The following is a 23,022-nucleotide window of genomic DNA, read 5'->3' as shown; positions in this document are numbered from 1 at the left end:
ATGCGGGATACGTTGTTAAATCACTTATTCAGACGGAACTTTCCCTTTGGTATTACGATAACAAACCGGATACCTTTTCCCGGGTCACCGTTCTCAGTGATCGTGATGCCGGTAAAACCCAGGATCTCCCTGACAAGGAAAAGATCCATCCCGGTTCCCGAACTCTGCCCGAACTCAAATATCTTCCGTTTCTGATCAGGGGGAATTCCAGGACCATTATCCTCATAAATAATATGAAGGGAATCATGTGAAAGCCGGGCAGAGAGGTGTATTTTTGTTAAACTGCTGCCACCGTGCTTCATGGAGTTATCTAAAAGATTGTAAAATACTCTGGGGAGGAGGGGATCTGCATAGATTTCGAAATCGTCCATTTCAGAACCTATACTGATCTGGTGTGCCGGAAGAAGTGTCGCAGCGATCTTAAAAGACTGGGAGATATGTTGCCATTTCGGTGATATAACCCCGCGATCCTTGAGCGAACTTAAAAACCCTATCTGGTTCCTTATGGATTCAACGGATCCAATGGTATTATCAAAGAAAGCCTGTATCGCGCTTTCTGAACTCTTGAGCTGCGCCCGCTCCAGGGAATTTATAATGACTGAGAGTTGATCGAGAATATCGCTCCGGGTAAGGCTGTAGAGAAGATCCAGTTTCAGGCTGGCAGTCTGCTCGGTTAAATCGTCCGCCATACCGAGAATAAACCGTGGAGTTCCCGAGGAATCGGATACCGGCACTTTCACCAGATGCATAATGCATTCGCCCGATTGTTTTCTGGAGATTCTTTTATTGCACGTGTAAACTCTGTTGTTTAAAGTCGCAAGATCTTCTGATTCAATGACGCTTGCCGTTGATTCAGGGAATACTTCGCGGGCGGTCTTCCCGATTACATCTGCGGCAATGCGATCAAACATCTGTTCGCTGGTCTTATTCCAGAAGATATATTTCCCATCATCTGCATTTTTGACAAATACTGCGACCGGGAGATGATCGATCAGCCCTTTTTGAAATGCTTTTTCATCCTCGACATGACGAAGCGCAGTTTCCAGAGACGAGACCATTGTGTTGATGCTCTGTTCCAGCACCTGGAACTCTGCCACATGGGTTGGCGAGATCTTCCAGTTAAGGTCACCTTCAGAAATCCGGTCAACATCCCGGACTATCCCGGCAATCGGTTTTGCCAGGTACCGGGAGAGGAAAAATGCTGCACAACCCCCGATAATGAGTGCAAAAAAGACAACGGCGAGGTGGAACTGTCCATGCTCATGAAGCGCATGTTCGAGCATTGCATCATTATACGTGATCTCCACAATCCGGCTCAGGTCGGAACCGTACTGTTCGTTCTTCAGGTCGATGAAGAGGTATTTGATGGAATGCCCGGTCTCGGGTTTGATAACAGTAAGATCCCCGCGTTGCTGCAGCACTTTCTCCAGATTAATCCGCGTAGGGTCATCCACAACATATGACGCATTGTCAGAGATTTTTCCCATCGTGTTGAAGATGCGGACACGATCGATATACGGGTTAGCTGAAGCGATCCGGTCAACGGTCTTTTTGTATTGGATAGTTCCGTGCCCGTTTGGTAACGTTGGTTTTGCAAGTCCCAGTTCGAGTACATACCGGTGATCCGGTGTGGGCATATAGGCAAATTTACGCAGCTGACCGCTCCCCTGTTCATCTCCAACAATGCGATCCGGGAAAAAACCTTCAGAGTTCCTGATAGTTGTTAAGTAGGTAAAAAAATACGGGACTTTTTTAAAATCCAGACCGAGTTCAGGTTCATAGGATGTAAACTCGATAACCCCGGATTCATTGATCACATAAATGTCATACTGGTTACCTAAGGATTTTTTTATCGTCGTGAGATTCATGTGAGCGGGAATGCCCCCGACACGTTTGTACTCAGCCAGGACTACATCAAATCCGCTGCGCATCTGCTCGTTTAAGCTGTTGTCATACAGGGTGTAGCTTTCATCGGTCAGCTTGATCGTGGCGATAATATCCTGTTCGGTCTGTCGCTGGAGGTGCTTTGAATTCCGGTCAAACATGTTTTTTGTATTGTAATAGTCATTCACCGCAACAAGCCCAACAACGATGATGACAAGAATCACCATTGCAATAAGAAGGTAGAGGGAGAATGACCGGTCTTTTAAAAAATGAATCTCTTTGTCACCCATTTTTCTCCCACATATTATGTACAAAAATCCCGTTATATTCAGTTACGATCGTGATTACCAGTGTAAATAACCTGAATCATGATAAAATTATGGTTATTTTTGCCAAAAAAACGAATATCTATTCAATATTTTTTATAAATCGTCTTGTTTTAGGCTCTTTAGACACATACATGAATTAATTGAGATCGCACCGGAATAATGAAACATGTTCGATCATAAGAGTCCCATGATCGGGAATGAATGAAAAAAGGGTATTTGCGTAAATGAAACAAAAAAATTATTTCATTGCTTCACGGATCGCTTCTTTTACCTTATCGTCCTGTTCTGCTTCAAGTGCGGTGGCAAGCGCGGCTTGTACCTTCTTTCCGCCGATTGCTCCAAGGGCCCGCGCTACCATCATCCGGACGTAATTATTCTCATCCTTGAGCAGGATGATCATCGGTTCGGTCGCATCGGAGTCGCCTAATTCACGCAGCCCTTTTGCTGCCATATACCGGACATGTTCACGGTTATCCTTGAGTCCCTGGATCAGGGGTTTGACCGCTTTTTCATCGGCAATCTTTCCCAGCGCTTCGGCTGCACGGTACCGGGTCTCCCATCGGGGTTCCTTCATTGCTTCAGCGAGTGGTTCAATAGCAGATTTCCCCAGCGAGGAAAGGGCAAGCGTGGCCTGCTCACGCACGGATTTATCGAAATCCGCAAGTGCATGGATCAGGGGTTCGATTGCACGGGGGTTCTTTGCCTGTCCCAGCAGGTACGCGGCATACTGCCGGACTTTTGGGTCCGTGCTGTCAAGAAGGGATTTTATCAATCCTTCAAGATTCTGTTTCTCGAGATCCTCTGCTCCTTCGGGTTTATCGGGTACATTGGGTGATGCCATAATCTCTCATTGAATTATCTCCCGTTTTGTTATTTAAGTGCAACCGATCCTTTTCAGGAAAATTAATTGTAAAAAGATCTAAAAAAAATCAGGCATTTGATCTTCCCGGATTACTTCCGGTCGTGGGTACTGTGCTACAATACAACACGGTGATGAGGATTCTTCTTTTCTTATAGCCATAGGGTAGGTTATCCCGCTCGCGGGCTCGCAGTATCTCCTTTTGCTCAATGGATTCCCGTTATTGTTTTCGTTTTTATGCTCTGGCGACAAGTAAAAACATGTCCAGGATACATTGCTTTTTAACTGCCAAAAAAATCGCAGTTTACCCATTACTTTTATATTTCTCACAACTATTTCATGGTATGAACTACAAAGTCATCGCACTCCTTGTGGTGTGCATCGCAGTAGTTGCAACTGCCGGGTGCACAGGTTTTTCTTCCGGGAGTTCATCCTCGGCGCAGGATACTCCGGTGTATGATAACGGGGTCCGCTATTCCTCAGAGGCAAAGATGTCGTATGGCAGTAGTGCTCCCTCTATGCCAGTGGCTACGATGGCCCCTACACAATCCGGTTCCGGAACATCGGTTATTGAGACCAAGATCATAAAAACCGCATCCCTCACGCTCGAAGTAAAGGACATTCCCGGCGCAGTCGATGCCCTGAAAAACATCGCTGCCCAGAAAGGCGGGTATCTCTCCTCAACCAATATCCAGAAGGGCTACAACAACCGGCTTACGGGTTCCGTTGTCATCCGCATACCCCAGGCTGAGTTTGAAAATGCCCTTTCGGGAGTGGAAGCGATTGGTACTGTCAAATCCATCTCAACGCAGGGACAGGACGTTACCGAAGAATATGTGGATGTCCAGGCCCAGATAACCTCGTACCAGAACCAGCTCGCCCAGTACAATGCAATAATGAAGCAGAGTACAAAAATCGAAGACATCATCAAGGTACAGGAACAGATCGATCGTGTCCAGACCGAACTGAACCGGCTCGAAGGGCGGCTCAAGTACCTCAACAGCCGTATCGATCTCTCAACCATCACGGTCAGCCTGCAGGAACCAGAACCGGTTGGGGGGGATACAGGGCATGACTTCATCTCGGTAATCAATGAAGGGATTGCCGCGTTCCTCGGTATGATCGATGCAATCATAATCATATTCTTGGCACTGCTCCCGCTCATCATTCTCGGGGGCATCGGGTACGGCATTTACCGCTGGAAAAAAGGTAAGAAACCCGCACCGGTACCGGCAGAACCAACAGAAAAGAAATAATTTTTCACCTTTTTTTCGCGGGAACATTCAATCGGGCGCTGATGCTGGATTCTCCTGTTTTATAGGGAGAAATATCGGTATGGAGGCACAAACCTGCGCGAATTGGTTGAACACCCGCCAGATATTCCCGTAAAAATCCGGCTGTCATGCCACGGGGGATTTATGTGATTCAGGTTCAGGATTAGGGCGATTTCTCTCTTATAGACATAAGAGCGGCAAGGAGCTTTCCGTGAGTATCTAATATCGGACGCACGGCTACCTTCACCTGCCGGCGTTTGGACGTGGTCGTCACCATCGCGGTGTACGTATCATAGAATACACCGGCCAGATGGTTGATGGCATCTGCGATGGGATCTTTTAATTCCTCCTGGGTCGTGTCGTTGATCAGCATCAGGACATCCCGCCAGTGTTTCATCAGGATCTGTCCTGCCGGAATATCGACAAGCCACGTTGCATAGGTATTGAAAAAGATTATCCGGCCGCGTTTGTCGATGATAAAGATCCCTTCAGGAAGATCCATGAGCTTTTTCGGGTCGCCCACTGGGTATTGCTCCGGGCCTCCGGGCTGGTTGCTGTGGTTGGTGATGGCAAGATCCACGCTCGTTGAGATCTCGATCGCGGTGAACGGCTTGAAGACGATCCCGTATGAATGCGAGTGCCTGACCCGTTCGAGCCGCTTCTCATCAGAGAGCCCCGTGATGATGACAACGGGATAACGAAAGAGCTGGAATATGTATTGGGCAGCCTCGAGGCCATCCATGGCCCCGGGCATGTTTACATCCATGATAACCAGATCGGGATTCAGTTCCACGGATTTTCCAATGGCTTCCGCACCGGAGGTAACCGTCCCGACAACATTGTATCCTTTCTTCTGGAGCATTATTGAGATGAGATGCGTGATGATGGTATCATCATCAACAATCATAATGCGGGGGATTGAAGCCATAGAGAGACCAGCTGACCATCAGGATTATACGGGTACTATCTCCGTATGATCGGTTAAAATTTGGTTTTTAATGCCGGCTTCAGAAACTTCTGGATCCTAAAAGATACTTAAAAAAATGGCTCTGTTGAAACGCACATGAACGGGAGTTCGCACCCGAACCATGAAAATCGTTTTTATGATTCTCCCCCGCCATTCGGGTATCCCCCAATTGCGATGTTCCCTCAGAGGGTTGAAGAAGAACTCTGATAAGGGGGGGTCAAGGGATGCTCCCCTTGGGCTGCTTCCCCCTTTGGGGGAGAGAGGGGGTCACAATCCTAACTGCCACAGAGGACCAGGTGAATAAAGGAAATGAGGATTTTAACAGACCCTGAAAAAATTAAAAAAATCCTCTTTTATTTGTTCTGCTGTTCCAGAAGGAAGCGGATCTTCTTGAGCTCATCGAGCATCAGCAGGTTGGTGCTCATAGAACCCGTTGCTTGCTGAACACCGGCAGGTAACGGAACCGGTACATTTGTTCCGGTACCATCTGACTGGACACCGGAACCTGACTGCCGCACCAGGCTGCGGACCAGCTCGCGAAGTTCCTCTGCATGCTCGATCGCTTCGATCCGTATCTCAGGAACTGCCTGACCGGAATAGCCGGCAGTCTGGATAGAGAGCGTGGATATGTTGAGCCAGCGCATCACCGGGCCCTGCTTGAGATCCAGGTTCGTTATCCGGTTATACGGTACGATACCCGTAGTGCGGAACCAGACACCGCGCTTCCACCGCATCTCATCGTCATGGAGCTCATACCACATGCTCTCATAATACAGCTTCACCCAGTAGGCAAAGAGCCCGAACACTACCATGATACAGATTAAGAGGAACACGGCGAACAGTGCATCCGGCGATGCAAGGAGAAGGGGAAATACCGTGAATGCAAGGATAAAGACCCCAAAAAGGGCAAAATCAATAATAAACCAGGTGACCAGCGCCGGGGCAGGCTTGAACGGGGTACTCAGGGGAAAGTGGGTTTCTTGATCCATACGTAATCGTACGTGTATGTCTTTCCAGAAATGAAAAAATGTATCGGAAAAAGGTTATGATGATGAAGTTGTGGTATTCGTCACCGGTGTGGTTGTGCTCACGGTCGTGACATTGGTGACAGGAGCAGAAGTTGTTGTAACCGTAGTGGCACTCACTGCGGGAGTGGTAGCTGTACCAGGTGCTGGTGCTGCAGTTGCAGCCGGGGTACCGACCCCGGTCTGGGGCGCTTGTGCCACACCCGTCGTCACATCGGCAGACACCTTCACTTTACCATAACCTTCACTGGTTTTACTGCTTGTCAGCACCCCACCATTCTTGGTGATCTCGACAACGAGTTCGTGTCGGGTAGAACCGTCCAGCTTTTCCATGGTCACTTCAACAGGACCGGTCGCATTCTCAATTTCCAAAAACTTGTCACCGGAACTGGTAACGGTCTGCAATGCCGAGGGCATTCCATAGGTCCCTTTCCAGCTTCCGATGTAACTGACATGAGCATAAACATTGGTAGCCGGTGCACTCGCTGCGGTAGTTACCCGGGGGGTAACACTTGCCCCGGAAGATGCAGATGGAGATGAGGGCGCAGGAGTGGATGTGGTTGCAGGTGTTTGCGTTGCGGAACCGGGGATGGGTGATTCGCTGCCGGAAATCATCGGGTAAACGAATACCACGCCTGCCACCGCTATCACGATCAGGAGAATAATCACGCCAATTGCTATGAATACTTTTTTGCCGGGCATACGGATTGTCCGACGCGGTTTTTTGGGGGCAGGGGGTACTGCCGTGGGCATCGATGCCGGGTTGAGCGGAGTTGCAGACAGCTCTTTTGGCGAGAATAACCGGGGTATCAGGCGCTTTTTTACCGGTTTCTGCTGAGGTGCGGTTACCGCAGGTGCGGGAGGGGGAGTAAATACGGGTTCCGGGGGTATTTCATACAGAGGGGAGGGGGGACGGGGTGCAGGTTCCTGCACCGGAGGTTCAGGAGGAACACTCTGGGGAGCAGCAGGCATCTCCACCGGTGAGCGTTCATTCTGAGGTTCAGCAACCGGAATTTCCCGTTCGCCCGGGCGTTGCGCCGGCGTCCGGTAATCGGCAGCCGCAGGTGCGGGAGGGGGAGTCGCAACGGGTTCTAAGGGTCTTTCATACTGGGGGGATGGGGGACGGGATGCGCGTTTCTGCTCCGGAGGTTCAGGGGGGACATATCGTTGGGGAGCAGCAGGTACCGCAGGGACTGTACTGCCGGGCGGGATGATCGAAGATCCGCAGCGGTTACAAAACCCGGAACCCTCCGGGACCTTGTTCCCACACCGGCTGCAGAACGTGCCATATCCTTGTGCTGGTACATCAGACACTTTTGCTGCTGCCGGAGTTGCTGAAGGTGCTTTCTCGATGATCTTTTTAATTGGCTGGATCATTTCTGCTTCTTTTCTCGGCAAAGAACGGGGGACAGCCGGCTGAACCGGAGATCGTGCCACGTCAATCCGGGGGGTGGGGCCGGGTCTTCTCTGGGGCTGATCCAGCCCGGGTGTGCCTTTTCGAACTACCTGTTCAAACGAGGAGGAGACATTCTCTTTAAGGGTTTTTACCCATTCGTCCCGTTCCTTGTTCCGGTTGCCTCCTGCCGTGCGGGAGAAGGTAAGAACCATCTGCCGGGTCTCACCGGTCCTTGTGATCACGGTGATCGTGACAACCGGATCACGGATAGCATTCTCTCCTCCCTCAACATCCTTGATCGTGACAAGCGGGATCTCTTTTAGCGGCAGGTGGTTTTTTGTCCGGTCGATCAGAACAATCCGTTTGTTGGTGAGAATACCTTCAAACGGGATCGACTTGACATACACATCCTGCGTCCGTACGAGCACCGTCTCGTCACTGCGCAGTTCTGGATCACCCATGATACCACTCCATACGTCAGCCTTCTTTCCCAAATTGTATGTATTGCGAGAAAAAGATATTTATCAGTATTTACGTGTTTTTCCTGCTGAATGGAGAGATGCACCGATCCTGCATCTGCACCCATTCCGGAATCACGGTCACGGAATTATTTTAAGAATATTACCGTGTCCGGCAATGCGCCGTGCCGGGCGAGTGCTTCCCTAAACTGCTTAGAAGCAAGCATATGCTTTTTGATTTCAGAGGAGATCGTAATCCCGCACTCCCGGGATTCAGGATCATCAGGAGTACAATCGCAGAGTTCGCCAGACAGGCCCTGGTCGAAGATGAACTTGATGATATGATTCTGGACAAATGTCAGTTCGGTCATCATCTGCTGGCCGGGCGTCTTGGCGCACGCGAATGTGAACCGGATAACATCCTCAAGCGGATGAGGGAACGTTTCAACGGAGAGTTTTATGAAACACTCCACCTCGAACCGTTCATTCTCGACTTTTCTTATCGCCGAGTGCTCAATGCTCAGCATGAGTACGCGTTCACCGGGGATCAGGTGGATATGGTGATCCTTGTCAAGCATGGCAATGCTGGTTTTTGTCAAACAACTCACCGTATAATGATCTTCTGCTCCCGTCAATAAAGTGCTTGTGCTCACCAGGGGATATCCATGCAGGTTCCGGTAAGATATTAAATTCACCCGGTGATGGAGTACCATATGAAAATCCGGCTCATTGCACTCATGCTTATCGTGCAACTGGCGATCCTTTCCGCAGGCTGTCTCTCTCCGGCTCCGATATCTCCACCCCAGCAGATAACGCAGGCTGCAACCACTCCGACACCAGAGACCACAAGTGCCACCATACCGCCGGGCGATATGGCACTCCAGTTAACGGATGTACCTCCGGATTACCTGCTCAAAGACCGTACGGTGATGACCTATGGCGAAGTTACCCAGCTCGCCCGCGATCTTGGCTGGCGGCAGGGGTACCGGGTAACATTCTACCGGATGAACCGAGAAAAAGATGATCTGACCGGCATTTATCAGTCAATCAGCGTCTATCCGCCTGAGAATATGGTCAAGGTCTATGCTGTCGAGACGGAAGGGATCCTTTCCGGGAAAAATGGTTCAACGAGGTATGAGATCCCGTTCCCCGCAATCGGTGACAAGAGCATCGCCTTCCGTGAAATCCGGGGAGGGGATCTTCAGGATTTTGCCATTTACACGGTAATTTTCAAAAAGAAGAACGTAATAGAAACCATCACCATGGGGGGTACAACGACGGATTACGAGACGTTAAAGGAAGTGGTTCGTAAGGCAGAAGCCAGGATCCAGTAATTTTTTTTAATCGTAAAGACGGTCCTGTTTTTTTAGTATTCACCTTCCAGACTCGCTTTTTTTTAAGTTCCGCATCCTATTGAGCTGTGCGAGGGGATGAATGGTATTTACCTGCCGGCAATGCGGCACGTGCTGCATGTACCTGGGTGACTATATTGTGATCGAACAGCAGCTCGGGCCATTTACATTTGCGGCTGAATCGGTCTCAACCGGCTCACCATTTATTGCCGAGATCGATGAGGATAAACGACACCTGTTTGTGGATCACACGTTTCCGGACCAGCACCCGGCAGCGTGCCGGTTTCTCCGGCCGGACGGGGCACTCTGTCGTTGCACCATACACCGGGACAGCCCGGCCCAGTGCAAGTTCTATCGCTGCGTTGTGATGCGGGTGATGGATCAACAGGGGATATTACTGGGTACTGTACGGGGTACACTGGGGATGCATACCGAAGACCCGGGGCTCCGGGTGATTTGGGAAGAGATAGAACGGAAACGGCCGAAGGCAGACGCGGAGGCTGAGCCGTGGATTGCCGCGTTCTTAAGGGAGAAAGGGTACCGGGTGGAGTAACAGAAGGTCCACGTGCACGACAAAGAGGGAAGTATTTACCCGGGGGTGTTGTCGTGACAATGGCAGCAGACGGGGTTTCATTTACCGGAGATTTTCATTTACCGGATCTTTGATAGGTGTATCGGCAGGGCCCTGGTAGATACCGGAACCGAGCCACCAGGTGGGATCGACGCTCATTGCGTAGCCGAGTTTCTTCTCCACCGCGTTGTTATGGGTCGGGTTGATGTAATAGTACGTGGCAAAACCCGTGCCGTTGATGGCAGCCTGCCGGAGGTCACGGATGAACAGGTTGCCTTCCGCATCCTTCTCGTTGAGGCGGTTGATCCCGATCTTTTCCGGGTTCACCGGATGGGCAATCGTTGTGCCATTGATATCATACGCATAAATGTACAGTACGCCACGGAAAAACGATCCATGAGGATCGGAAAACTCCGTGAGCGCTTTTTGCTTCCCGTTCTGTTTTGCGTAAGTAACGGCCTCTTTGACGAACGCTACCATCTCTTCCTTTGATGTTACCGGCGGAATGGAGGAAGTCGCTGCCGGTGATACCGGTTTGACTGCCGTTTCTCCAGTTGAGGGGGCCGGGGTCTGTACCAGTGCCGGAACCTGGCCCTGCGTGCAGCCGGCAAAAAACAGGAATATTATGATGAGAATGCCCGATATTACGAAGGTGCGCAGATTCATAGCTATGTCACACAGGTTAGACACAAATACAGATAAACACCGCAGACATCAGCCGGTGGGAACAGGGAATGAAACCCAGCCGGACAGCCCAACTGTTTCCCCCCTTGAACCTGAGACAGCATTTAACTGGTTACCCGTCGAAATTTTCGTTATGAAGCTGGGGGGTTTTCTTCCTGTTCTGGTCGTGATTATCGTATGTATGGTCTCAGCAGGATGCAGTCAGTCGGTCGGTTCAAAAGAATCCGGGCAGGCACCTCCGCCAACCGCTGTTCCCACGCTGAAGGTATCGACCGGGGTAACAACCCCGGCAGAGCTGACAAATCTTGTGAACCGCGCAGCAGCATACGCCCGCGAGAACGGAAAGGAGAAGGCAATTGCCGCGTTCAATGATCCGAACGGACCGTTCGTGCAGGGCGAGGTCTATGTATTTTCCGAAGCCTATGACGGCACCGCACTTGCCGAACCATTCCATCACGAGCTGGTGGGTACCAATATCCGTAACCTGACCGACCGTTTCGGCGTCCCCATTGGCCGGAATCTCGCGGAGACTGCCAGGTACGGCATCGGGTATGTCAGTTACGATTACCCCAACCCGAAGAACAACAACCGTGTTGAATCGAAACTCTCGGTCGTCTCCGATATGGACGGGACCTGTTATGTCGGTGCAGGTACCTACGCGGGATCCGGTATGGTATACCCGTCAGCGGCCATCGGACCGGCTACCCGGGTATACGCAGTTGCGGATCTTACGGGATTTGTGAAACAGGCTGTGGCATATGCCCGTGCAAACGGGAAGGAGAAGGCACTTACCACATTCAGTGATCCATCCGGCCCGTTTGCCGACGGGGAACTCTCAATAATGGCAGTCGATTACAATGGAACGGTGATCGCGAGTTCCCTCTCCCCGGACACTGCAAAGAACCGCATCAACCTGATCAACTACCATGACCCGGATGGCGTCCCCACGATACGGGAGATGCGGGACCTTGCAGGGAATGGCGGCGGGTACTCGTACACGGTTGCAGCAGTGACAAAAAACGGCAGGACATTCTATGCCCCCAAGATCGATTACGCCGAGCCGGTGGATAATTCCTACTGGATCTTCTCCGGAATCATTATCCCCGGATATGAGCAGCTCCGGGAAGGAAATCTCCGGGGGATCGTTGTCCGGAACCATACCCGCACCGAGATGTACGATCTTGTTGACCGTGCCGTAACTTACGCACAGCTGAACGGCAAGGAAAAGACCCTTGCAGAGATCAACAACCCAAAGGGACAGTTTGTGAACAACGATCTCTTTGTCTGGGCAGAGACCTTTGACGGGACCATCCTTGCCGATCCGTTCTGGAAGGATGGGATAGGATACAACTACTTGGACTACACAGACCCGTATGGTGCAAAGACAACGGTTGTCGGCATCAATGCCATCCACAACGGGACCGGGTTCTCCCACGCGATGTTCCCGGACACAGCGGCTAACCACACCGCATCGGTGCCGAAACTGGTGTACATGAAACCGGTGGATGACACGTGGTGGATCGGCAGCGGGGTCTATGGCGTGCAGGTGAAGTGAAGGTTCAACACCCCACATCTTTTTTTCCTGCTAAAGGTTCCGGAATGAGTGATGCCGGATAATTCCGGCCAGCCGATTATCTTTCATTAAATCGGATGAATTTCCTGTAATCCGAAGGTACATACATCCGTTCGATCCGTTCCCGGATTGCTAATGAGGGAGGTACCCCCTACCCACTTCAACATTTTTCCATTAGGGGTGATTAGTCATTTACCCCAATCGAAAACCAAATACATTGTGCTTCCGGGGGCAGGAACTATTCAGGGAAAAACAACAAAAAGAAAAAAATCGTAGTGACGCCCAGGTCGGAATTCGAATCCGAGTCGATTGCGTGACAGGCAATCATGATAGGCCACTACACTACCTGGGCACATTGATACAGTAAATCCCGCCTCCCAGATTCGAACCGGGGACATCGCGGTAGCCGCGCAGTTACCTATAACGGTAAACCAATCTACAGCCGCGCACTCTACCAGGCTGAGTTAAGGCGGGGCACTGCGCTATTAATGTAGGGATAAATCAGTATTAAACATATCGCTATTCGTATCGGATTTGCGGCGAAATTGCTGCCGGTTTTTCCAGAATCGAGATTTCCTTTAAATAATCCGCATGCGAATAAAGAGGCATGGCTACTCGCAAGGATTTTGCGGGGGATCGTCATCTTCTCCGCTAGCTCAGCGAAGAAAGACGTGACCGTATTCGACACTACGCTCCGGGATGGAGAACAGACCCCGGGAATTGCGTTCACTTTTGAACAGAAACTCCAGATCGCACGTCAGCTCTCTGACATCGGTGTTCACGCGATAGAGGCAGGATTTCCTGCATCGTCAAAAGCCGAGAAAGAGACGGTGGCCGCTATCAAAAAGCTCGATCTCGGGGCCACCATCTGCGGACTCGCACGATCGGTCAAAGCAGACGTTGATGCCTGTCTTGACTGCGATGTCGACATGGTGCACGTATTCATCCCGACATCGGATATCCAGCGGGAGAACACGATCAACAAGAGCCGGGAAGAAGTGCTCGCCATAACAGCCGATATTATCGGCTATATCCGTGAGCATACGGACAAGTGCATGTTCTCGGCGATGGATGCGACACGGACGGACTGGGACTATCTTATCGAAGTCTTCCGGACCGCTGCTGATGCCGGTGCTACCATCATCAATGTACCGGATACCGTAGGCGTCATCTCACCTTCAGGAATGAAGACGCTCATCGCCCGGATACACCGGGATGTGGATTGCCCGATCGACGTGCACTGTCACAATGATTTCGGCCTTGCCGTGGCAAACACCATTGCCGCAGTCGAAGCCGGTGCTTCGCAGGTACAGGTTACCGTGAACGGGCTGGGCGAGCGGGCAGGTAATGCCGATCTTGCGCAGACTACCATGATCATGGAGTCAATCTACAAGATTAATACCGGTATCAGAAAGGAACGGCTCGTAGAGACCTCGCGCCTCGTATCCCGGTTCAGTGGCATCGCGATACCGCCAACCCAGCCGGTTGTTGGCGAGAATGTCTTCTCCCACGAAAGCGGCATACACTCGCATGGCGTCATGAAAAATACCGCAACCTTCGAACCCGGCATCATGACTCCGGAGATGGTCGGGCACCGGCGCAGGCTGACCCTTGGAAAACATGTCGGCAGGCACGCGGTGAACCAGATGCTCTCCGAGGTCCGGATCAATCCGGATGAGAAACAGCTGGATGCCATTGTCGAGAAAGTCAAGGCAATCGCCAGCAAGGGAAAACGGGTGACCGATGCCGATCTCTACGAGATTGCCCAGACCGTGATGGAGATCAAACTGGACCACAAGATGTTCGACTTAATGGACATCGCGATCATGACCGGCAATCACATGATCCCCACGGCGAGTGTAAAGGCGATGGTAAACGGCAAAGAGCATGTCTTTTCTGCCGTGGGTAATGGTCCGGTTGATGCCGCCCTGAACGCGATCTTCGGGATCGTGCCGGCGCGGGTCCAGTTAAAAGAGTTCAACATCGAAGCGATTGCCGGGGGTTCGGACTCGATGTGCCACGTCACCATTGCCGTAGAAGACGAACACGGGAAGATTTTCGATGCCAGCGGAAGCGGGGACGATATCGTTCTCTCATCCGTAGAGGCGCTGGTCAATGCGATCAACCTGACCAGCCGGAAATAATTCTTTACCCATTTTCATTTAATCCTTTTTTGGCGAGGCGTACCGGATCTCTTTGAGCGTATGCATTGCTTTTTCGTGCCCGTAAAAATCTGCACGCACAGAGAGCCGGTCGATGATCTCATCCGTTGACACGAGATAGCGTTTCCTTACCTGCCCGTCGCGACAGGCTGTATCCAGGAAATTATCGATCCGGTCACAGATCTTGACCAGCGTGGCTTCGGGCGGGGCGTCAAGAATCCTCCCTATGCTGTCGGAAAGGCGGGCGGATTTTCCGGCGATTGTATTCTTTTTTGTCAGGGCATCGACAATGGCAGCAATATCCTGCTGTTCATCTTCCGGCAGAGGCAGGGCTAAAATAAAAGAATCCGTCAGGGAGATCCATTCCGGCGTACAATCCTCATAGACATCGTGAAGCCACGCAGAGATGATCGCCACGTGAGAGCCGCCAAACATACTCACGTACCCCGCTACCCGGGCAGGGTGGACGATGTACGGGGTCCTCCGGTCTTTCCGGCACTGCCCTTTATGCGCACGGGAAGCATGGTCTGCGGCAGATTTGATTGAAAAAAACTGCCGGGCTGCTGGAGCCATATCCATACATGCTCTTTTGCGCCCGGATACAAAAAAGCTGCCGGAACCAACAGCGTACTTTGCAAAGATAAAAAAAGAGAGTTGATTATGCGGCTGAAGGAGAACCCTTGCTTTCGAGCGCTGCCTTGATCTGGGCCTGCATCTGCTCAAACTTGCCCGCCAGCATCTTTTCCTGTTTTTCTAGGGATTTGATACGCAGCTCGAGAGTCTCTACCTTCTCGGTAAGCTTGGCATTGACAACATCTTTCTTCTTCTGCATCATGACAGTGCCGACACTCATATACATGACTGCATCCTCAGCTGCATCGCTGATCTCTTCCTGCGCACGCTTGGCTTCGCGGACAGCCATCTCGTACTGGGCTTTCTGCTGGAGGATGGTCTGGAGCTGTTGCTGGATTTGCTGGAGCATGCCCAGCTGGTTCTGTACTTTGGGTGATATATTGTTCATGATCGTTCTCCCTCTACATTTCTGCCCGTTAAAGGTATTTCAGGATTGCGCCGGGCAAAGCAGAATACTTCACCTGCTGTCGGTAGTGTTGAACCTCGGACGGCATAAAGAATGGCACATGAAGCTGAAAAACATGCTGCCGTCACCACCCAAAACGTGCAGGAACGGATTTATTTTACCGCGATCTGCTGCATCTCATCGGCTACATTGACAAGGCGCAATGCCATATTGAGAGCTGCCCGCAGGGCCGGAATATCTTCTGCTTCAATGGTAAGTATGAGCACGGTATCGCCTTCCAGCCGGCAGCTCGTCTTTGAACGCGGGTTGACCTCATCGGCAAGTTCCGGTAAGAGTGCTGTATAGATGGCAGCGGCATGTTCCGTTGAAAACCGGAAGATCGCTTCATGGTGTGGCATACAAAGAATCCCTCTGTCCAGTAGGGTAAAAAAGAAGATAAAGTATGGGGGTTCAGGCAGATTGCCTGATTGCGCAGTGATTACCTGGCTTTCATTTCTTTGATCGCTGCGCCACGTTCCTTAAAAAGAATACGGTGTCCACAGTATGGGCACCGTACGTTGACGTCGATCTCAACTTTCTGCTTGCACCGTGCACATTTGTAGGAACTTGCCATAATCGATCCGTTTATTTTATCCTGTGTTCTTCAACGGTTCTGTCGATTGCACGCTTGGCAATCTTCATAGCCGGCGTCTGCGGCACGTATGACCCGCCGGCAAACTTGAACCCGCACTTGCGGCATTCCCAGATACCAGTTCCCCGGCGCTGGACAGACAGCATGTCACATTTCGGACAGGTGTGAAGTGCTCGTGAAACAGCTTCAATATCTGCTACTCGCTTTCGTACAAATCTACCGTACCGGCACCCAAAACGTCCGGCACTTCTTGTCACTTTTCCTTTTGCTTTATGTGTGGAGCTTGCCATAATGGAGATTCCCCGATCTGTCTTGTTGTATTTGTCGTCTGAATTAATATACTTGATTGAGGATCTTCACCTGACCCTCGCCTTTGGAGAGTTTATTGATGAGATCATAGAAATCGCTCTGGATCCCGGCAGGAATGCGCACTACGCATACCCAGGAGCCGTCCTTCTGCCACTCGTCCTTTTCCATGATGGACCCGGCCGCAATATCACCATAGGCTTTTGCCGCAAAATCCGCAGGAATCCTGATGGCAAGCCGGAGTTCCTCGAACCGTATTGGCAGGATCGGGCGCAGCGCCTTTACCGTTTCTTTGACCTGTTCATCGAGATGTTTGAACGGGTCAATGTTTACGCGCGCCTCTTCCATTGCCATCTCGATCCTGTGCGGGGGATGCGGGTGGCCGGTCTGCGGGTTGACGGCATTGCGCGCAATAAAGTTTACCACCTGGCGGCGCTTCTCCTCAATCATATGTTTGCGCTGCTCAGACGTGAGATGGATCTCACCTTTCTCTATGATACGGCGCGCAATTGTCGCAAAATCCGTTGTGTGGAAGACTTTTATGAGTGCCTCATCCGGAGCACGGGTTGCCTTGGAGGTATTGCTGAACACATTGAGGGCCGCGACTACATCCTCAATGTCAATAGCCTGGCCCTGCCTCACTAACGCAGCCTTGTCGGGATCAACGAGAATTTCGAAGCGCTCCCCGAAACTCTCGAGACGCGCAACGGTGGACTTTTCGAGCGGTATCATGTCAGGTCAGACTGATCACTGTTTGAACTGTTCAACATACACGGCGACTTCTTCCCGGCTCATCTTCTTAAATATGGGAGTCTCTCGCCCGGTGACACCGATCTCAACGGTATCCATATCGAACTTGCCTTCGGTTGCGGAGTGGAGTGCCTTTAAGCCCAGAAGGATCGCGTCCTTGATCTCGATTTCAGGTTTGTATTCCTCCTCAAAGACTTTCATGGCAGCCGGGCGGCCGATACCGATTCCCGTTGCCTTGTACTCGAGCAGGGTGCCGGAGGGGTCTGTCTCGAAAAGGCGACAGTCGCCGTCGCTCACACCCGCAATGAGCAGGGCTGTACCGTACGGGCGGATACCGCCGTACTGCGTGAGCGTCTGCATGTGATCGCAGAGTTTCTTGGAGAGCGCTTCAACTTCGATGGGTTCATCGTAGGACACGCGGTTGATCTGGCACTCGACCCGTGCCCGGTCGACAAGGGCACGTGCATCCCCGACAAGGCCGGAAGAGGCAACCCCGATGTGCTCATCGATCTTGAAGATCTTCTCGATCGATGACGCTTCAAGGAGCCTGGAGCTCACCCGCTTGTCAACAATCAGGACAACGCCGTCCTTTGCCTTGATACCTACCGCAGTGGTACCCCTTTTCACTGCTTCACGGGCATACTCCACCTGGTAGAGCCTGCCATCGGGGGAAAAAACGGTTATCGCCCGGTCATATCCTGTCTGATATTGTGGTTGCATTCAAATCCTCCAGATCATCTTTTGTTAAGAACAATCGGTTTGTATTTTTAAATCCCTTTTCAATCACATCAACCTTCTGACCGTTACACTGCACGATAAGAAAGGTCTTTTTTGCAAAACTGCATTCGGACAGATCAGGTTCTTCACCCGCACCAGTGCCTGTTGCTGTCTTTTCAGGATCCGTTTTGGATTTAGGGATTTTTTTCGGGCGGAACCGTGAGCGCAGGCTCTCGATCGTGCCGGATGCTGCGATGATACGCAGGCAGATGCGCACGTCACGGCACGCAGTGACGGTAGATAAGGCAATCGCCAGCTCCCGTTCGGTACCCCGTCGGCACCTTATGACCACATGCCCGTATTCAAGCGCAACAACCGCGGGTGTGATAATTGCCGTAGTCGCATCGCCCCAGAGCGAAGTGGTTGCATCCGATATAGCGTAATACAACTCTTTCTGCTCAAGCACGGTTCCGGCAGGTTCAATCCGTGCAAGAATATACCGGCGCTTCTCGCGCAGGGTTGGCGGGCGGGGACTCATGCAATCACCCTGACGGACGGTTCCGGAGGTGTCAGAACCGTCCCGACACCGGCAAGCGCACGTTCCACATCCGGCACATCCATGCCAATGAGACTACAGAGCCCGGCGATGTCCCGGACATTCCGCATATCGAGCAGGGAACGGGCATGCGTGGACAGCGTGACCGGGAACTCAAAGCGCTGTTCCAGCACCAAGATATCCAGATACCGGTGAATCGCCCGCTGTCGTGCGACACTCCGCCCCATAATGATGGGGGAGAGATCGATATCCACCGCTACCCGGTTATCAGCCGCCATCTTTGCCGCAACATGGTCAAATGCAGTTTTGTCCGCGGACTGGATACCGCGCAGGATGTGTACCCCTTTGACGCCGATCACTGCACGGTTGAAGCTGTTGTTTGCCGCATTGACCGAGATCACCATGCCGGGATCTTTCGAGCGTTTCACTGCCGAGATGACATCCTTAACCGGGACATCCCGGATAAAAAGCCCTGAACGCACCTCAACTCCTGCATACGTGCCGGAAGGAGCGTCGGCTGCAATAATGCTGTCAAATCCGAGCGCTGCAGCTTCGAGCGCTAACCTGCGGACCGATGCATCTCCGAGCGGGTACGGATATACAGCGGCATCGGTGATCTTCATGAAGATACCTTTGCGTAAAAAGAGGATAAGATTATTTGCCCTGGTTCGCGTGGGAACGGATGCTCGGGCGGGTCTTTTCGGTTCCGATACCCTTCTCTCTCATACCGCGACCCTTGCGACCTGCTGAGGTCTTTCCGCGCTCTGCACGACCGCGGTGGGTGGCGTTGGCCATCCATGCAAGGTTCTTGTCGGCCCTGATCGAGGGGTGGTGACCGTCAACCATGATGACTTCGTAGTATTTGAGCTTCCCGTCCTGTCCAACCCAGTAGGAGTTGAGCACTTCCATGTTGGGGAATTTCTTGGACGCGCGCTCTTCGGCAATACGCTGGATGCTCTTGCCCATTGTCTTGCTGTTCTTGCCCATCGCTGCTGTGCGGCGTGCACGGACATACCGGGATACCCGGCGGCCACCGCGGCGGACCTGGACACGGCAGACGGCAATGCCCTGCTTGGCCTTGTAGCCAAGGGTGCGTGCCCGGTCGATACGGGTCGGGCGTTCGACGCGGACAACGCTGCCTTCACGGCGCCATTCCTGCATGCGGTTCCAGAGGAGTTCTTTCACTCCGCTCTTTGCGGGTACTTTCCATGCCTCCCTGACGAAGGCGTACATCGATTTTACCATGGTAATCACCTAAGGTTCGGCTCATTGCTGAGCTACATTCCTTTTCACCGGGACGGATCCCGTATGCCTGTATAGATAGGGTGGACGGATATTAAAGAGCTGTGGCATCCGGGCCATCTATGATATTACAGTCCGATACAAAATGGATCAGTTCAACAAAAAAATATGCTCATGAAATTTTTTGGATTTTTGGATTCGTTGAATTTCAAACTCCATAATGAAAAGGGGGTAGGGTTCCCCATTTTGCTCACAGGTAACCCCCCCCTCCAAAAAAAGAGGTGAGGGTGCCTACCTCCCCTTCTCCTAAAAATATTTTGAACTGACCCTACCCCCCCCCCGGTTATTTCCCGAACCGCTTGTACCGCTTATGCGCTTCCTCGATCGTCATCACTTCGAGAATGTTGACAATACCCCCGGGCAGGACATCGAAGAACGCAGTATAGGAATGGGCGATATGCATCCGGCAGTGACCGTTCTGCAGCAACTCCACATCCGGGGCAGTATACGGATCTTCAAGTTTCAGCAGATGCTGCTTGACAATCCTGCGATCCTTTTCCGGCAGGCCGTTAATGTACTGCAGCGCCCGCTTGTCGATGTTTACTCTCACGGCGCATCTCTTTTTTCAGGCTCGCGTATTCGGGATCGCTGTCGAGCGGGACGAAATCTCCTTCTTCGGCAATCTTGTCCAGGTGTGCAATGAAGTCATGACGCTTCCGCTCCTGCAACACCCGGCCGATCACATCCCCGTACCGTTCCCCCGGCTCCCTGATGGACATCAGGGCTTGTTTGGTATCCGTCGAAACGAGTACTTTCTCGGTGAGAGGTTCGGAGTTCTTTGCCATTGTTATATTCTCCCTTTTGGTCTGAATGTACCATTTGTCCTTTTTGGGAAATTAACCTGTGCTTCAAACTATGATTCGCTACCCCAGTCTAATCGTTCGAATCTTATTGGGAACGGGCGTGATGGAAGCCTTGCTAAGGGAAGGATCATATCGAATTAAAAAGGATAACAAGTCCCTGACCCGCCGCGGGGGCGCCCCTTCGGGGGCGGCGGCATTCATCGCGATCGGGGGCATGGGGGTCTCAACCCCCATCTTTGACTATCGAGAGATAGTTTTGATTCCAGTTATTGAAAAAAATTCGGCTTTTATAAAAAAACCTGAAAAGATTTGACGCTCTTGGGGGTTACGGCGACTTCGCGCCTTCACCCCCGCCGCGTGGGCATCCCCCATGTAGCGATAACTTACAGACGGTTAATAAAAAATCTAAAGCGACCTAAAAGAATAACCGGACAACTGGAAAAATGATTTCTATAGAGCCGAAATTTCACTTCCCCTTCTTCTTCTCAATCACCCGGATATCCTCAATCCGGGTCACCGGATACTGCCCATCCGCATCCTTCTCAGCCGACTTCACCATGTCCCAGATAGTGAGCAGTGCGATCGAAACGCCCGTCAGGGCCTCCATCTCGACACCAGTCTTACCGAAACACTTCACCCGCACCATCGCCTCAATGAACCCGTCACCCTCAGTAAAATCAACAGAAATCGCGCTTATGGGGATGGAATGGCACATCGGTATCAGGTTGGGCGTGTTCTTCACCGAGAGCGTTGCTGCCACACGGGCAGTCGAGAGCACATTGCCTTTCACGACCATCCCCTCGCGTATTGCGGTCAGCGTGGCCGGCCGCAAGTAAATCTTACCGGCCGCCACTGCTTCCCGCACCACATCGCCCTTGCCGCTGATATCCACCATCTGTGCCTTATCGTCCTGAATATGGGTAAATTCGACCATGTACTCACTCTGCCTGCATGCTGTTTTTGAATAATTCTGCCGGTATCCGGTCCACGAGATCGGATGCCAGCATCCCGCTCCCGCGTTCCGCTGCCACCCGTTCTCCTGCCCTGCCATTGACGTACGCGGCAATGCAGGCGGCATCGAACGCGGGCAGGTGGCAGAGCAGGGCACCGGCAATACCCGCCAGCACATCCCCCGTCCCGCCCACCGTCATCGCGGGATTTCCGGTCCGGTTGAACCGCACCCGCGTGCCATCGGTGATCACATCGATATGGCCCTTGAGCAGCACGGTCCCGGAAATCCCTGCAATCCGGGCTGCACGGGCACGCCCGATCGTATCCATTGGCAGGGTCTTTCCGGTGATACGGGCAAATTCACCGGCATGGGGAGTATAGATCGTCTCTTCCTGCGCAACAGGCAAAGGCAGCCTTAGGGCGTCCGCATCAAAGACCGCACGCTTGCAGTGTGGGGCAATAGCGGTTACCACCGCGTGGCTCTCCGTCCCGAGCCCGTTCCCGCAGACAACCACATTCGCACGCTCTGCAAGGGCGATCAGGCGCCCGGTATGTTCCGTACCGATCTTCTTGCCATCGAGACGTTCATAGATCAGGTCGGGTACCGGTTCAAAGACCGGCGAAGCAATCCGGACAATATCGGCACCCGCCCGTAATGCTCCCAGCCCGGCAAGGTAGGGGGCACCCTGGTAGGGCCCGCCACCGATCACCAGCACTTCGCCGCCAAATCCCTTGTGCGCCTTTCGGTGACGCGGCTGAAGGAGGGTGAGATCGCCGGGCCCGACACAGCACTCCGCTTCAACCGGAATGCCGATATCGACCACTGTTGAACCTTCGCACTTTGCCCGGTGGAAGGCGCAGATGCGATCCGCCCGCATGCCCGGTGTCGGCACGTCTGCTGCAATAATCATCGCCCGCGAGGCATTTGCCATCTTCACGCAGGTCTTTAACGGTTCCTGGAGTTCCCCGGATGCACCGATGCCCAGCAGTGCATCGATGATCACATCGGCCATGGCAAACTGCGATTGCAATGCCTCAAGGTCATCCCGGCAGGTGAACGGGAGCAGCCCGACATTACAGCGTTTCAGCGCGCTGAGCTGGTGCCCGCAGGCTGCGCTTCGTTTTCCGAAATCGACATAGCAGACATCGGTATCCACGCCATACTGGAGGTGCCGTGCGGCAACCATTCCGTCACCGCCATTATTGCCCCTCCCGCAGAGCACGAGCACCCGTGCGGGCGAGGGTGCACGGACCATATCCGCAAGTGCCCGACCGGCGCTCTCCATCAGCTGGAGCTCGGTCACCCCGAGCGCCATGGCATTTTTGTCCACCGCACGCATCCGGGCAGGGCTGATGATCCCTACCTCAGGATATCCTTCGATCGCAAACGGTCTCATATCCCTGCACTTTTTCCCGTACAATTCATGTGTAGG

The 23,022-nt window shown here is 52.3% G+C and carries 27 protein-coding genes and 2 tRNA genes; 6 read left to right on the top strand and 23 right to left on the bottom strand.

The genetic code is table 11. The features are described from left to right. Positions 1-20: 20 nt before the first annotated feature. Together WC593_00280 and WC593_00275 are read right to left on the bottom strand one after the other, a co-directional pair. A complete protein-coding gene (locus tag WC593_00280; protein MFA4823571.1) occupies positions 21-2,174 on the bottom strand; it encodes an ATP-binding protein in 2,154 nt (717 codons plus the stop codon). Positions 2,175-2,451: 277 nt separating this feature from the next. Beyond that, on the bottom strand, positions 2,452-3,054 hold the full coding sequence (locus WC593_00275; GenBank protein MFA4823570.1) for a HEAT repeat domain-containing protein: 603 nt from the start codon (positions 3,052-3,054) through the stop codon (positions 2,452-2,454). A gap of 362 nt (positions 3,055-3,416) precedes the next feature. Here WC593_00275 and WC593_00270 point away from each other — a divergent pair, with 362 nt between their 5' ends. Further along, on the top strand, positions 3,417-4,328 hold the full coding sequence (locus WC593_00270) for a DUF4349 domain-containing protein (GenBank protein MFA4823569.1): 912 nt from the start codon (positions 3,417-3,419) through the stop codon (positions 4,326-4,328). 181 nt (positions 4,329-4,509) lie between these two features. On the opposite strand, the gene WC593_00265 is transcribed toward WC593_00270, so the two are convergent. The 4 genes from WC593_00265 to WC593_00250 form a co-directional block, all read right to left on the bottom strand. Then, positions 4,510-5,274 (bottom strand): response regulator, encoded by a 765-nt coding sequence (locus WC593_00265; protein ID MFA4823568.1) that lies wholly within the window; start codon positions 5,272-5,274, stop codon positions 4,510-4,512. A gap of 392 nt (positions 5,275-5,666) precedes the next feature. Further along, complete coding sequence (locus tag WC593_00260) at positions 5,667-6,302, bottom strand: PH domain-containing protein (protein MFA4823567.1); 636 nt, start codon at positions 6,300-6,302, stop codon at positions 5,667-5,669. Positions 6,303-6,356: 54 nt separating this feature from the next. Further along, positions 6,357-8,195 carry a zinc-ribbon domain-containing protein gene (locus tag WC593_00255; protein MFA4823566.1) on the bottom strand — a complete coding sequence of 613 codons (1,839 nt, stop codon included), beginning with the start codon at positions 8,193-8,195 and terminating at the stop codon, positions 6,357-6,359. Positions 8,196-8,341: 146 nt separating this feature from the next. Further along, positions 8,342-8,791 carry a hypothetical protein gene (locus WC593_00250; protein ID MFA4823565.1) on the bottom strand — a complete coding sequence of 150 codons (450 nt, stop codon included), beginning with the start codon at positions 8,789-8,791 and terminating at the stop codon, positions 8,342-8,344. Positions 8,792-8,905: 114 nt separating this feature from the next. Between WC593_00250 and WC593_00245 the strand changes: the two genes are divergently transcribed. Together WC593_00245 and WC593_00240 are read left to right on the top strand one after the other, a co-directional pair. Further along, the gene (locus WC593_00245; GenBank protein ID MFA4823564.1) at positions 8,906-9,526 is read left to right on the top strand and encodes a hypothetical protein; all 621 of its coding nucleotides are present in this window, start codon (positions 8,906-8,908) and stop codon (positions 9,524-9,526) included. 100 nt (positions 9,527-9,626) lie between these two features. After that, positions 9,627-10,097, top strand: coding sequence for a YkgJ family cysteine cluster protein (locus WC593_00240; protein ID MFA4823563.1), 471 nt, complete (start codon positions 9,627-9,629; stop codon positions 10,095-10,097). A gap of 81 nt (positions 10,098-10,178) precedes the next feature. On the opposite strand, the gene WC593_00235 is transcribed toward WC593_00240, so the two are convergent. Then, positions 10,179-10,781, bottom strand: a complete 603-nt coding sequence (locus WC593_00235; GenBank protein MFA4823562.1) for a cache domain-containing protein — start codon at positions 10,779-10,781, stop codon at positions 10,179-10,181. A 151-nt stretch (positions 10,782-10,932) separates the two neighbouring features. Here WC593_00235 and WC593_00230 point away from each other — a divergent pair, with 151 nt between their 5' ends. Then, positions 10,933-12,354 (top strand): cache domain-containing protein, encoded by a 1,422-nt coding sequence (locus WC593_00230; protein MFA4823561.1) that lies wholly within the window; start codon positions 10,933-10,935, stop codon positions 12,352-12,354. A 297-nt stretch (positions 12,355-12,651) separates the two neighbouring features. On the opposite strand, the gene WC593_00225 is transcribed toward WC593_00230, so the two are convergent. Together WC593_00225 and WC593_00220 are read right to left on the bottom strand one after the other, a co-directional pair. Then, positions 12,652-12,724, bottom strand: a tRNA-Asp gene (locus tag WC593_00225). 16 nt (positions 12,725-12,740) lie between these two features. After that, positions 12,741-12,846, bottom strand: a tRNA-Tyr gene (locus WC593_00220). A gap of 152 nt (positions 12,847-12,998) precedes the next feature. Between WC593_00220 and WC593_00215 the strand changes: the two genes are divergently transcribed. Continuing rightward, positions 12,999-14,516, top strand: coding sequence for a 2-isopropylmalate synthase (locus WC593_00215; GenBank protein MFA4823560.1), 1,518 nt, complete (start codon positions 12,999-13,001; stop codon positions 14,514-14,516). An 18-nt stretch (positions 14,517-14,534) separates the two neighbouring features. Here WC593_00215 and WC593_00210 read toward each other — a convergent pair whose 3' ends face one another. The 12 genes from WC593_00210 to WC593_00155 all read right to left on the bottom strand — a co-directional run bounded on the left by WC593_00210 (position 14,535) and on the right by WC593_00155 (position 20,620). Next, the gene (locus tag WC593_00210; protein MFA4823559.1) at positions 14,535-15,113 is read right to left on the bottom strand and encodes an HD domain-containing protein; all 579 of its coding nucleotides are present in this window, start codon (positions 15,111-15,113) and stop codon (positions 14,535-14,537) included. A 79-nt stretch (positions 15,114-15,192) separates the two neighbouring features. After that, positions 15,193-15,555: a prefoldin subunit beta gene (locus WC593_00205; GenBank protein ID MFA4823558.1), complete on the bottom strand. Its 363-nt coding sequence runs from the start codon at positions 15,553-15,555 to the stop codon at positions 15,193-15,195. Between the two features lie 170 nt (positions 15,556-15,725). Beyond that, positions 15,726-15,971 (bottom strand): KEOPS complex subunit Pcc1, encoded by a 246-nt coding sequence (locus tag WC593_00200; protein ID MFA4823557.1) that lies wholly within the window; start codon positions 15,969-15,971, stop codon positions 15,726-15,728. Between the two features lie 80 nt (positions 15,972-16,051). Continuing rightward, positions 16,052-16,186 (bottom strand): DNA-directed RNA polymerase subunit P, encoded by a 135-nt coding sequence (locus WC593_00195; protein ID MFA4823556.1) that lies wholly within the window; start codon positions 16,184-16,186, stop codon positions 16,052-16,054. Positions 16,187-16,197: 11 nt separating this feature from the next. Continuing rightward, the gene (locus WC593_00190; GenBank protein ID MFA4823555.1) at positions 16,198-16,494 is read right to left on the bottom strand and encodes a 50S ribosomal protein L37ae; all 297 of its coding nucleotides are present in this window, start codon (positions 16,492-16,494) and stop codon (positions 16,198-16,200) included. A 43-nt stretch (positions 16,495-16,537) separates the two neighbouring features. Next, a complete protein-coding gene (locus tag WC593_00185) occupies positions 16,538-17,242 on the bottom strand; it encodes a ribosome assembly factor SBDS (protein ID MFA4823554.1) in 705 nt (234 codons plus the stop codon). A 15-nt stretch (positions 17,243-17,257) separates the two neighbouring features. Further along, positions 17,258-17,980 carry an archaeal proteasome endopeptidase complex subunit alpha gene (gene psmA / locus WC593_00180; protein ID MFA4823553.1) on the bottom strand — a complete coding sequence of 241 codons (723 nt, stop codon included), beginning with the start codon at positions 17,978-17,980 and terminating at the stop codon, positions 17,258-17,260. Continuing rightward, entirely contained in the window at positions 17,952-18,515 is a 564-nt protein-coding gene (locus WC593_00175; protein ID MFA4823552.1) for an Rpp14/Pop5 family protein, read from the bottom strand. Before WC593_00175 ends, psmA begins: the two co-directional genes overlap by 29 nt. Continuing rightward, the gene (locus WC593_00170) at positions 18,512-19,156 is read right to left on the bottom strand and encodes an RNase P subunit p30 family protein (GenBank protein ID MFA4823551.1); all 645 of its coding nucleotides are present in this window, start codon (positions 19,154-19,156) and stop codon (positions 18,512-18,514) included. The genes WC593_00175 and WC593_00170 overlap by 4 nt, the downstream gene beginning before the upstream one ends. Positions 19,157-19,187: 31 nt before the next feature. Further along, positions 19,188-19,778 (bottom strand): 50S ribosomal protein L15e, encoded by a 591-nt coding sequence (locus WC593_00165; protein MFA4823550.1) that lies wholly within the window; start codon positions 19,776-19,778, stop codon positions 19,188-19,190. 340 nt (positions 19,779-20,118) lie between these two features. Next, positions 20,119-20,385 (bottom strand): hypothetical protein, encoded by a 267-nt coding sequence (locus WC593_00160; protein ID MFA4823549.1) that lies wholly within the window; start codon positions 20,383-20,385, stop codon positions 20,119-20,121. Next, positions 20,345-20,620: a hypothetical protein gene (locus WC593_00155; protein MFA4823548.1), complete on the bottom strand. Its 276-nt coding sequence runs from the start codon at positions 20,618-20,620 to the stop codon at positions 20,345-20,347. Before WC593_00155 ends, WC593_00160 begins: the two co-directional genes overlap by 41 nt. A 121-nt stretch (positions 20,621-20,741) precedes the next feature. Here WC593_00155 and WC593_00150 point away from each other — a divergent pair, with 121 nt between their 5' ends. Beyond that, on the top strand, positions 20,742-20,951 hold the full coding sequence (locus WC593_00150) for a hypothetical protein (protein MFA4823547.1): 210 nt from the start codon (positions 20,742-20,744) through the stop codon (positions 20,949-20,951). Positions 20,952-21,104: 153 nt separating this feature from the next. Here the strand turns inward: WC593_00150 and moaC are convergent, their stop codons facing one another. Further along, positions 21,105-21,572: a cyclic pyranopterin monophosphate synthase MoaC gene (gene moaC, locus WC593_00145; protein MFA4823546.1), complete on the bottom strand. Its 468-nt coding sequence runs from the start codon at positions 21,570-21,572 to the stop codon at positions 21,105-21,107. A gap of 4 nt (positions 21,573-21,576) precedes the next feature. Next, on the bottom strand, positions 21,577-22,986 hold the full coding sequence (locus tag WC593_00140; GenBank protein ID MFA4823545.1) for an NAD(P)H-hydrate dehydratase: 1,410 nt from the start codon (positions 22,984-22,986) through the stop codon (positions 21,577-21,579). Between the last annotated feature and the right edge of the window lie 36 nt (positions 22,987-23,022).

The organism is Methanoregula sp. (assembly GCA_041645435.1).
Lineage (GTDB): Archaea > Halobacteriota > Methanomicrobia > Methanomicrobiales > Methanospirillaceae > Methanoregula.
Note: the sequence above shows the minus strand (reverse complement) of the source record. Positions and strands in the feature narration are given on the sequence as shown.

What these genes read in the sequence shown, in the direction of transcription:
- WC593_00280 (MFA4823571.1), bottom strand. Translation starts at nt 2,174, where the DNA reads ATGGGTGACAAAGAGATTCATTTTTTAAAAGACCGGTCATTCTCCCTC.
- WC593_00275 (MFA4823570.1), bottom strand. Translation starts at nt 3,054, where the DNA reads ATGGCATCACCCAATGTACCCGATAAACCCGAAGGAGCAGAGGATCTC.
- WC593_00270 (MFA4823569.1), top strand. Translation starts at nt 3,417, where the DNA reads ATGAACTACAAAGTCATCGCACTCCTTGTGGTGTGCATCGCAGTAGTT.
- WC593_00265 (MFA4823568.1), bottom strand. Translation starts at nt 5,274, where the DNA reads ATGGCTTCAATCCCCCGCATTATGATTGTTGATGATGATACCATCATC.
- WC593_00260 (MFA4823567.1), bottom strand. Translation starts at nt 6,302, where the DNA reads ATGGATCAAGAAACCCACTTTCCCCTGAGTACCCCGTTCAAGCCTGCC.
- WC593_00255 (MFA4823566.1), bottom strand. Translation starts at nt 8,195, where the DNA reads ATGGGTGATCCAGAACTGCGCAGTGACGAGACGGTGCTCGTACGGACG.
- WC593_00245 (MFA4823564.1), top strand. Translation starts at nt 8,906, where the DNA reads ATGAAAATCCGGCTCATTGCACTCATGCTTATCGTGCAACTGGCGATC.
- WC593_00240 (MFA4823563.1), top strand. Translation starts at nt 9,627, where the DNA reads ATGGTATTTACCTGCCGGCAATGCGGCACGTGCTGCATGTACCTGGGT.
- WC593_00235 (MFA4823562.1), bottom strand. Translation starts at nt 10,781, where the DNA reads ATGAATCTGCGCACCTTCGTAATATCGGGCATTCTCATCATAATATTC.
- WC593_00230 (MFA4823561.1), top strand. Translation starts at nt 10,933, where the DNA reads ATGAAGCTGGGGGGTTTTCTTCCTGTTCTGGTCGTGATTATCGTATGT.
- WC593_00210 (MFA4823559.1), bottom strand. Translation starts at nt 15,113, where the DNA reads ATGGATATGGCTCCAGCAGCCCGGCAGTTTTTTTCAATCAAATCTGCC.
- WC593_00205 (MFA4823558.1), bottom strand. Translation starts at nt 15,555, where the DNA reads ATGAACAATATATCACCCAAAGTACAGAACCAGCTGGGCATGCTCCAG.
- WC593_00200 (MFA4823557.1), bottom strand. Translation starts at nt 15,971, where the DNA reads ATGCCACACCATGAAGCGATCTTCCGGTTTTCAACGGAACATGCCGCT.
- WC593_00195 (MFA4823556.1), bottom strand. Translation starts at nt 16,186, where the DNA reads ATGGCAAGTTCCTACAAATGTGCACGGTGCAAGCAGAAAGTTGAGATC.
- WC593_00190 (MFA4823555.1), bottom strand. Translation starts at nt 16,494, where the DNA reads ATGGCAAGCTCCACACATAAAGCAAAAGGAAAAGTGACAAGAAGTGCC.
- WC593_00185 (MFA4823554.1), bottom strand. Translation starts at nt 17,242, where the DNA reads ATGATACCGCTCGAAAAGTCCACCGTTGCGCGTCTCGAGAGTTTCGGG.
- psmA (MFA4823553.1), bottom strand. Translation starts at nt 17,980, where the DNA reads ATGCAACCACAATATCAGACAGGATATGACCGGGCGATAACCGTTTTT.
- WC593_00175 (MFA4823552.1), bottom strand. Translation starts at nt 18,515, where the DNA reads ATGAGTCCCCGCCCGCCAACCCTGCGCGAGAAGCGCCGGTATATTCTT.
- WC593_00170 (MFA4823551.1), bottom strand. Translation starts at nt 19,156, where the DNA reads ATGAAGATCACCGATGCCGCTGTATATCCGTACCCGCTCGGAGATGCA.
- WC593_00165 (MFA4823550.1), bottom strand. Translation starts at nt 19,778, where the DNA reads ATGGTAAAATCGATGTACGCCTTCGTCAGGGAGGCATGGAAAGTACCC.
- WC593_00155 (MFA4823548.1), bottom strand. Translation starts at nt 20,620, where the DNA reads ATGGCAAAGAACTCCGAACCTCTCACCGAGAAAGTACTCGTTTCGACG.
- WC593_00150 (MFA4823547.1), top strand. Translation starts at nt 20,742, where the DNA reads ATGGAAGCCTTGCTAAGGGAAGGATCATATCGAATTAAAAAGGATAAC.
- moaC (MFA4823546.1), bottom strand. Translation starts at nt 21,572, where the DNA reads ATGGTCGAATTTACCCATATTCAGGACGATAAGGCACAGATGGTGGAT.
- WC593_00140 (MFA4823545.1), bottom strand. Translation starts at nt 22,986, where the DNA reads ATGAGACCGTTTGCGATCGAAGGATATCCTGAGGTAGGGATCATCAGC.